The organism is Serratia sp. H402Y (assembly GCF_051172415.1).
GTDB classification, from domain to species: Bacteria; Pseudomonadota; Gammaproteobacteria; order Enterobacterales; family Enterobacteriaceae; genus Serratia; species Serratia ureilytica.
The window spans coordinates 22,699-30,599 of the sequence record NZ_JBPIYZ010000009.1 but is presented as its reverse complement, the minus strand read 5'-3'; the positions used below and the strand labels follow the sequence as shown (position 1 = coordinate 30,599).

The 7,901-nt window shown below is 60.5% G+C and carries 8 protein-coding genes; 2 read left to right on the top strand and 6 right to left on the bottom strand.

Going from position 1 to position 7,901, the window contains the following annotated elements:
* The first annotated feature begins 494 nt into the window (after window positions 1–494).
* Together purH and purD are read left to right on the top strand one after the other, a co-directional pair.
* Window positions 495–2,084: a bifunctional phosphoribosylaminoimidazolecarboxamide formyltransferase/IMP cyclohydrolase gene (purH, locus tag ACSBQS_RS24150; RefSeq protein ID WP_434991374.1), complete on the top strand. Its 1,590-nt coding sequence runs from the start codon at window positions 495–497 to the stop codon at window positions 2,082–2,084.
* A 48-nt stretch (window positions 2,085–2,132) separates the two neighbouring features.
* Entirely contained in the window at window positions 2,133–3,416 is a 1,284-nt protein-coding gene (gene purD, locus ACSBQS_RS24145) for a phosphoribosylamine--glycine ligase (RefSeq protein ID WP_434991373.1), read from the top strand.
* A gap of 49 nt (window positions 3,417–3,465) precedes the next feature.
* Here the strand turns inward: purD and ACSBQS_RS24140 are convergent, their stop codons facing one another.
* The 6 genes from ACSBQS_RS24140 to nudC all read right to left on the bottom strand — a co-directional run bounded on the left by ACSBQS_RS24140 (window position 3,466) and on the right by nudC (window position 7,841).
* Window positions 3,466–4,137 (bottom strand): DUF1481 domain-containing protein, encoded by a 672-nt coding sequence (locus tag ACSBQS_RS24140; RefSeq protein WP_080273415.1) that lies wholly within the window; start codon window positions 4,135–4,137, stop codon window positions 3,466–3,468.
* A 36-nt stretch (window positions 4,138–4,173) separates the two neighbouring features.
* Complete coding sequence (hupA, locus tag ACSBQS_RS24135; protein ID WP_004929874.1) at window positions 4,174–4,446, bottom strand: nucleoid-associated protein HU-alpha; 273 nt, start codon at window positions 4,444–4,446, stop codon at window positions 4,174–4,176.
* Between the two features lie 189 nt (window positions 4,447–4,635).
* Window positions 4,636–5,226 carry a YjaG family protein gene (locus ACSBQS_RS24130; RefSeq protein WP_033644369.1) on the bottom strand — a complete coding sequence of 197 codons (591 nt, stop codon included), beginning with the start codon at window positions 5,224–5,226 and terminating at the stop codon, window positions 4,636–4,638.
* A gap of 48 nt (window positions 5,227–5,274) precedes the next feature.
* Complete coding sequence (gene nfi / locus ACSBQS_RS24125) at window positions 5,275–5,961, bottom strand: deoxyribonuclease V (protein ID WP_047024910.1); 687 nt, start codon at window positions 5,959–5,961, stop codon at window positions 5,275–5,277.
* A 9-nt stretch (window positions 5,962–5,970) separates the two neighbouring features.
* On the bottom strand, window positions 5,971–7,035 hold the full coding sequence (gene hemE, locus ACSBQS_RS24120) for a uroporphyrinogen decarboxylase (RefSeq protein WP_434991372.1): 1,065 nt from the start codon (window positions 7,033–7,035) through the stop codon (window positions 5,971–5,973).
* Between the two features lie 38 nt (window positions 7,036–7,073).
* Window positions 7,074–7,841 (bottom strand): NAD(+) diphosphatase, encoded by a 768-nt coding sequence (gene nudC, locus ACSBQS_RS24115; RefSeq protein WP_033652716.1) that lies wholly within the window; start codon window positions 7,839–7,841, stop codon window positions 7,074–7,076.
* Window positions 7,842–7,901 lie beyond the last annotated feature (60 nt).

The window sequence follows — 7,901 nt, the reverse complement described above, 5'->3', positions numbered from 1 at the left end:
GTCTGATAAATTGTTAAAGAGCAGTGAGTTAGGCGCTTTCGCTTGCTAACTCGAGGTGGCGTATATTACGCTTTCCTCTTTCAGAGTCAACCCTAATTTTCAGGATTTTTTCTCTGCGACCCCCGGAGACTCTGTGAAGTTGTTCACATGTTCCGTGTCGATGGAGGCGCATTATAGGGAGTTCCTCGCAGGCCGCAACAGGTATTTTCAGCAAAAACGATCGTTAGCTGCATTCCACAGCAAAACCCCGCTTTATACCCACTTGCACACAGTGTTATCCACAGATGCGATTTGTACAGAAAATTTACGAGCGCCACGCAAACGTTTTCGCTACAATTCCCCGCGACGAAACGATCCCCCTTTTTACGGGGGCGTTACCTGAATTTGTGCCTGTCCCTCCCTTTATAAGGCAGAAAACCGCGCTTTATAGAGAGAACGAGGTGGACATTCACGTAACGCTCTTTAATTGCGACTCAAAGCCAAGGGATAAAACCATGCAACAACCTCGTCCAATCCGCCGGGCTCTGCTCAGCGTGTCTGACAAAGCCGGTATCGTTGAATTCGCCGAAGCGCTTTCCCAGCGCGGCGTTGAACTGCTCTCCACCGGCGGCACCGCCCGCCTGCTGGCAGACGCCGGTCTGCCCGTTACCGAAGTTTCCGACTACACCGGCTTCCCGGAGATGATGGACGGACGAGTTAAGACCCTGCACCCGAAAGTTCACGGCGGTATCCTCGGCCGCCGCGGCCAGGACGACGCGGTCATGAATCAGCATGACATCCAGCCTATCGACATGGTGGTCGTCAATCTGTACCCGTTCGCCCAAACCGTGGCGCGCCCGGATTGCTCGCTGGAAGACGCGGTCGAAAATATCGATATCGGCGGCCCGACCATGGTGCGCTCCGCCGCCAAGAACCATAAAGACGTCGCCATCGTGGTGAAGAGCAGCGACTACGCCGCCATCATTACCGAGATGGACAACAACGACGGCTCGCTGCGCTATGCCACCCGCTTCGATCTCGCCATCAAGGCCTTCGAACACACCGCCGCCTACGACAGCATGATCGCCAACTACTTCGGCGCGCTGGTGCCGGCGTACCACGGCGAGACCGAACAGCCGTCCGGCCGCTTCCCTCGTACCCTGAACCTCAACTACATCAAGAAGCAGGATATGCGTTACGGTGAGAACAGCCACCAGCAAGCCGCCTTCTATATAGAAGAAGGGGTAAAGGAAGCGTCCGTCGCGACCGCCGAGCAGTTGCAGGGCAAAGCACTCTCCTATAACAACATCGCCGATACCGACGCCGCGCTGGAATGCGTGAAAGAGTTCGCCGAACCGGCCTGCGTGATCGTCAAGCACGCCAACCCTTGCGGCGTGGCGATCGGCGACGACATCCTCGCCGCCTATGAGCGCGCTTACCAAACCGACCCGACCTCCGCCTTCGGCGGCATCATCGCCTTTAACCGCGAGCTGGACGCCGCCACCGCGCAGGCGATCATCAGCCGCCAGTTCGTGGAAGTGATCATCGCGCCAAACGTCACCCAGGAAGCACGCTCCCTGCTGGCCGCCAAACAGAACGTGCGCGTGCTGGCCTGCGGCCAGTGGCAGCAACGCGTGGCGGGGCTGGACTTCAAGCGCGTCAACGGCGGGCTGCTGGTACAGGATCGCGATCTCGGCATGGTGACCGCCGCCGATCTGCGCGTGGTATCCGAGCGCCAACCGACCGAACAGGAACTGCGTGACGCGCTGTTCTGCTGGAAAGTGGCCAAGTTCGTGAAATCCAACGCCATCGTTTATGCACGTGACAACATGACCATCGGCATAGGCGCCGGCCAGATGAGCCGCGTTTATTCCGCCAAGATCGCCGGCATCAAAGCGAGCGACGAAGGGCTGGAAGTGAAAGGATCCGCCATGGCCTCCGACGCCTTCTTCCCGTTCCGTGACGGCATCGATGCCGCAGCTGCAGTCGGCATCACCTGCGTGATCCAGCCTGGCGGCTCGATCCGCGACGACGAAGTGATCGCCGCCGCCAACGAACACGGCATCGCGATGATCTTCACCGACATGCGTCATTTCCGCCATTAATTCCTTTTGCCGCGTGCGCTTCGGCGCACGCCATTCGTGGAGCCCCTGATGAACATTTTGATTATCGGCAACGGCGGGCGCGAGCACGCGCTGGCCTGGAAAGCCGCCCAGTCTCCGCTGGCGGATAAAGTCTACGTTGCGCCGGGCAATGCCGGCACCGCGCTGGAAGCCAATCTGGAAAACGTGGCGATCGCCGCCACCGATATCCCCGCCCTGGTCGCTTTCGCCCAGAGCCATGACATCGGTCTGACCATCGTCGGGCCGGAAGCCCCGCTGGTGATTGGCGTGGTCGACGCCTTCCAGGCCGCCGGTCTGAAAATCTTCGGCCCGACGCAGGCCGCCGCGCAGCTCGAAGGCTCCAAAGCTTTCACTAAGGATTTCCTGGCGCGCCACCGCATCCCGACCGCCGAATATGAAAACTTCACCGACGTGGAGCCGGCGCTGGCCTACGTGCGCCGCAAAGGCGCGCCGATCGTCATCAAGGCCGATGGCCTGGCGGCCGGTAAAGGCGTGATCGTCGCGATGACGCTGCAGGAAGCGGAAGAAGCGGTGCGCGACATGTTGGCCGGCAACGCCTTCGGCGATGCCGGTCATCGCATCGTGGTGGAAGAGTTCCTTGACGGTGAAGAGGCCAGCTTCATCGTGATGGTCGACGGCGAGAACGTGGTGCCGATGGCCACCAGCCAGGACCACAAGCGCGTCGGCGACGGCGACACCGGCCCGAACACCGGCGGCATGGGCGCCTATTCTCCCGCACCGGTAGTGACCGACGAAATCCACCGGCGCGCCATGGACCAGGTGATCTGGCCGACGGTGCGCGGCATGGCGGCGGAAGGCAACACCTACGTCGGCTTCCTTTACGCCGGCCTGATGATCGCCGCCGACGGCCAGCCGAAGGTGATCGAATTCAACTGTCGTTTCGGCGATCCGGAAACCCAGCCGATCATGCTGCGCCTGCGTTCCGATCTGGTGGAACTGTGCCTGGCGGGCGCCGAAGGCCGCCTGAACGAGAAAACCTCCGACTGGGACGAGCGCCCCGCGCTCGGCGTGGTGCTGGCGGCCGGCGGTTATCCGGGTGATTATCGCAACGGCGAGGTGATCCAGGGGCTGCCGCAACAGGAAAGCGCCGACGGTAAGGTCTTCCATGCCGGCACGCGTCTGCAGGGCAATGACGTCGTCACCAGCGGCGGTCGCGTTCTGTGCGTGACGGCGCTGGGCGACACCGTGGCGCAGGCGCAACAACGCGCCTATCAGCTGGCGGAAGGCATCCAGTGGCCGGGCAGCTTCTGCCGCAAAGATATCGGTTATCGCGCGATTGCGCGCGGCAAGTGATTTGACCTGATAAGGTCATGACAAGAGGCTCCGCAGCGCGGGGCCTTTTTTATAGCTGGTCTTCTTTCGGTTCCCAGCTGCAGAAGTCGTCGTTCGCCACCAGCAGCAGCTCGCTGCCTTCCGGCGCTTCCAACCAGGCGACGCTCACCGGCCGGCTGCTGCTGCGGGCGCGTTTTTCGATCCAGGCGATGGCGGAGGCATCCAACCCGGGTTTTAAGCGCTGCCCGTCGCAGGTTTGCACTTCGCCCTGCAACCAACGCCCCTGCAGCAATTTGACCTTGCCGGCGCGCAGCGCATTGCTGACTTCGAGGATACGTCGCGCCTGATATTGATACAGGGCGATTTCATCGCGGGTCAGCGGTTCGCGGCGTGTCGCCAGCTGGCGCTGCATAAAGCTCACCGTGCCGTCGTCGGCAAAGCGCAGTTGAATGGAATCTCGATCGCCGTCGGCGTCGTTGCGTTTGATTTGGCGCAGCACGTCGCCCTGATAGGTGTACAGCGTGGTGATGGTACCCGGTCCGCGGTAGGGACTGTAGACGCTGACCAGCACCTGCGGGCGATGTTGCTCATCGTCTTTACGCCACAGGCGTATCACGCCTTGATCGGCCACAAAGCCGCTGGCGGTAAAGCTGGGAATATCGGAATGGAAACTGCAGGCGCTCAGACCGAGGGCGATGCCGGCGGCCATGAGCACCCGACGAGTAAACAAAAGGGGCGCCATCGCCCCTCTGTTTAATCTTTTCACCGAGGCGCGGTCTTATTTAACAGCGTCTTTCAGTGCTTTGCCAGAAACGAACGCAGGCACGTTGGCTGCTGCGATTTTGATTTCTTTGCCAGTCTGTGGGTTGCGGCCAGTGCGCTCGCTACGATGGTTTACTTTGAAAGTACCGAAGCCAACCAATTGTACTGCATCACCTTCTTTCAGAGACTCAGTAATAGCAGCCAGGGTGGATTCCAGAGCCAGTTTAGCTTGTGCTTTGGAAAGGTCAGCCTTGTCCGCGATTACATCAATCAGTTGAGTCTTGTTCATAAGTTATCCTTACAGTGTGTTTATCGTTTGCAAAGCATCGAGTGCGACGGATATGCCGATTGACAGCACTCTCCTGCATACACGCACCGATAGCCACTTTTTTTACGCCCCCCAAATGTAGACCAGACAGGGTGCGGATGTGAAGCCTTAAGGCATGACAAATCAGGCGTTAAATCACGTTTTGTTGCCTTATTGCGCTAAATTTATCCCGATGTTGCTGACACCGGCCTCTCGCAGGTCGGATCGCAGCCCCTTGATCAGGTCTATATCGCGCTCTTCACAGGCGTCCAACAGGCGGAAAATTTCCCATTGAATGTCCCATTCTTCCTCTACCGCAGGCAAACTTCCCAACTCTTCGTCGGTCATTTCCCTGCCGGCTTGAGTCATTTCCAACATCGCCACGGTGCGAATCGATGTTTCGCTGATGGCGATGGCGTGCTCCAGCGTCTCCCCGCCGAGCCGCGAATGGATCAGTTCCCCTAATGCGATACAGGCATCAATTGCCGGGTAAACGCCGTAAAGATCGTAATCTTCCGCCGACGGAATCGCCTCTTCCAACTTCTCGAGCTGGCTGTCGAAGTTGACCTTGGCGTCCTTCACCACCAGCGTTTCCCACACCAAATCCAGAATGCGGCGATAAATCGCCGGATCGCCGAACTCGGTCTGTTTGCAGAACATCTGGTAATTCGGGTACATACGCTCGCACAAACTGGCCATAAAGGTCAAATGTTGCCAAGCCTCGTGCCGTTCCAGACGTAAATGAATCGGGTTACGTAGCATGCTTTACTCTCTTACGCGTTATCTGCGGCGCAGTGTACCCGAAATCGCTCATGGCGACACCTCCGGATGCTGCTGCAACCAACGCTGAAACGCCGGACGGCGCGAAGCGATGGCGTCGGCCCAGCGGGTCGGCTCCGGCAAACGGTAGCCCGCCATACAGCGCTGCACCCACACCAGCGCGCTGTCGGCGCCCACGCGGTGACCGGTAGAGATGAATAGCGGGTTGCAGCGCGCCTTGCTGCGCCATACCCAGCCCAGCTGTTCCCCCTTATCTTCCAACGGCGCCAGCGCGCCGACGGCGGCCTCCAGCGGCGCGAATTTGCCGCACAGGCGCTTCTTGGCCACGCCGATGGTCGGTACATCGACCAGCAGGCCGAAATGGCTGGCGACGCCGAGGCGCCGCGGATGTGAAATACCATGCCCATCGACGAAGATCAGCCCCGGCTTTTGCCGTAGTTGTGCCCAGGCGGCCAACAGCGCCGGATATTCGCGAAACGACAGGAAGCCCGGGATATAAGGCATGACGGTGGCGATGCGCGCCACCTGATATTCCACCAGCTCCAGCGACGGATAGCGCAGTATGGCGATGGCGGCACGCGTCACCGCCCCCTCCTGCTCGAAGCCCACGTCAGCGCCGGCGATGAAGGCCGGCGGTTCGGCCGGCAGATCGTCGTAGCGAATGATTTCAGCAGCGCGCCGCAGCTGTTCGGCGCGCAGGGCCTGCATATCGGTCACATCGAATCCTTAACGGTGGTATTTCGCCGACTGCGCGTGCACCGCCTCGACGAAGGCGCCAGCGTGCTCAGGCTGCACATCCTGATGGATGCCGTGGCCCAGGTTGAACACATGACCGTTGCCGTGGCCAAAACCGGCCAGAATGGTCTCCACCTCTTCCGCGATGCGCGCCGGAGAAGCATAGAGCATCGACGGATCCATATTGCCCTGCAGCGCCACTGTGTCGCCCACGCGACGACGCGCGTCGGCGATATCGGTGGTCCAGTCCAGCCCCAGCGCATCGCAGCCGGTGGCGGCCATCGCCTCCAGCCACTGCCCGCCGCCTTTGGTAAACAGCGTCACCGGCACGCGGCGGCCGTCATTTTCACGCAGCAGGCCATCGACGATCTTGTGCATGTAGTGCAACGAGAACTCGCGGTAATCGCGCCCGGTCAGCACCCCGCCCCAGGTGTCGAACACCATCACCGACTGCGCGCCGGCCTTGATTTGGGCGTTGAGGTACAGGATCACGCTGTCCGCCAGCTTGTCCAGCAACAGGTGCAGCGTGGCCGGCTCGGCATACATCATTTTTTTCAGCTTGGTGAAGGCCTTGCTGCTTCCGCCTTCAACCATATAGGTAGCCAGCGTCCACGGGCTGCCGGAGAAGCCGATCAGCGGCACTTCGCCCTTCAGCTCGCGGCGGATGGTGCGCACCGCGTTCATCACATAGCCCAGCTCCACTTCCGGATCGAACGCCGGCAGTTTGTCGACGTCGGCACGGCAGGTGATGGGTGAGCTGAAACGCGGGCCTTCGCCGGCTTCAAAGTACAGACCAAGCCCCATGGCGTCGGGAATGGTGAGAATGTCGGAGAACAGAATGGCGGCGTCCAGCGCATAGCGGCGCAGCGGCTGCAGCGTAACCTCACAGGCCAGCTCCGCGTTCTTGCACAGCGACATGAAATCACCGGCCTGGGCGCGGGTCGCCTTGTACTCCGGCAAATAACGACCGGCCTGGCGCATCATCCATACGGGGGTCACATCCACCGGCTGGCGCAACAGCGCGCGCAGGTAGCGATCGTTCTTCAACTCAGTCATTTATGGGGCTCCCTTAATAATCTGCCGGCCATTGTACATTATTCTTCCCGGCACAGCGCCACGGTGTCCTCAATCAACCGGCGCGCCACGGTGCCGGGCGGCGGCAACAGCGGCAGTTGGTCGTAGCGATACCAGCCGGCGTTGAGCAGCTCCTTGGGATCGTGACGAAGGTCGCCCTGATGGTAATCGGCCATAAAGGCCATCATCAGCGAGTGTGGGAACGGCCAGGGTTGTGAAGTGACGTAGCGCAGGTTCTTGATTTCGATATTGCTCTCTTCCATCACTTCGCGCGCCACCGCCTGCTCCAGCGTTTCGCCCACTTCGACGAAACCGGCCAGCACCGTGTGGATACCGCCGCGATGGCGCACGTGCTGCGCCAGCAGGATCTGATCGTCGCGCCGAATGGCGACGATCACGCAGGGCGCAATCTGCGGGTAGTACCGTTCTTTGCAGTGGCCGCAGAGGCAGGCGCTTTCGGTGCGGCTGAGATGCATCTCATGGCCGCAGTAGCCGCAATAGCGATGGGAGCGGTAGAAATCCGCCAGCTGCACGCCGCGCCCGGCAAGCTGGAACAGACCGCGATCCTGATCCAACAGCTGACGCACCGATCCCATCTCCCGCGGCATCGCCTGGCGCACCAGCCAGACCGGCGCGCCCTCCCACTCACCGATGACGCGCGCCATGTGGCCCTGCAGCCCGAGGGCGGCGGCCGTCCCCGACGGCAATTCACCGTTCGGTAACCAAAGTTTGCTTTCATGGCTGACGATCCACCAGCCGTTTTCATTGCCCGTTAATGCAAGTTCCATATCGTTGTTGCACAACCTCAGCTTCACTGGCACTCTACAAATCGGCTTTGTTACATTTTA

Excerpts from the sequence above, each read along its gene's own strand:
- purH (WP_434991374.1), top strand. The coding sequence starts at position 495 with ATGCAACAACCTCGTCCAATCCGCCGGGCTCTGCTCAGCGTGTCTGAC.
- nudC (WP_033652716.1), bottom strand. The coding sequence starts at position 7,841 with ATGGAACTTGCATTAACGGGCAATGAAAACGGCTGGTGGATCGTCAGC.
- ACSBQS_RS24140 (WP_080273415.1), bottom strand. The coding sequence starts at position 4,137 with ATGGCGCCCCTTTTGTTTACTCGTCGGGTGCTCATGGCCGCCGGCATC.
- hupA (WP_004929874.1), bottom strand. The coding sequence starts at position 4,446 with ATGAACAAGACTCAACTGATTGATGTAATCGCGGACAAGGCTGACCTT.
- purD (WP_434991373.1), top strand. The coding sequence starts at position 2,133 with ATGAACATTTTGATTATCGGCAACGGCGGGCGCGAGCACGCGCTGGCC.
- ACSBQS_RS24130 (WP_033644369.1), bottom strand. The coding sequence starts at position 5,226 with ATGCTACGTAACCCGATTCATTTACGTCTGGAACGGCACGAGGCTTGG.
- hemE (WP_434991372.1), bottom strand. The coding sequence starts at position 7,035 with ATGACTGAGTTGAAGAACGATCGCTACCTGCGCGCGCTGTTGCGCCAG.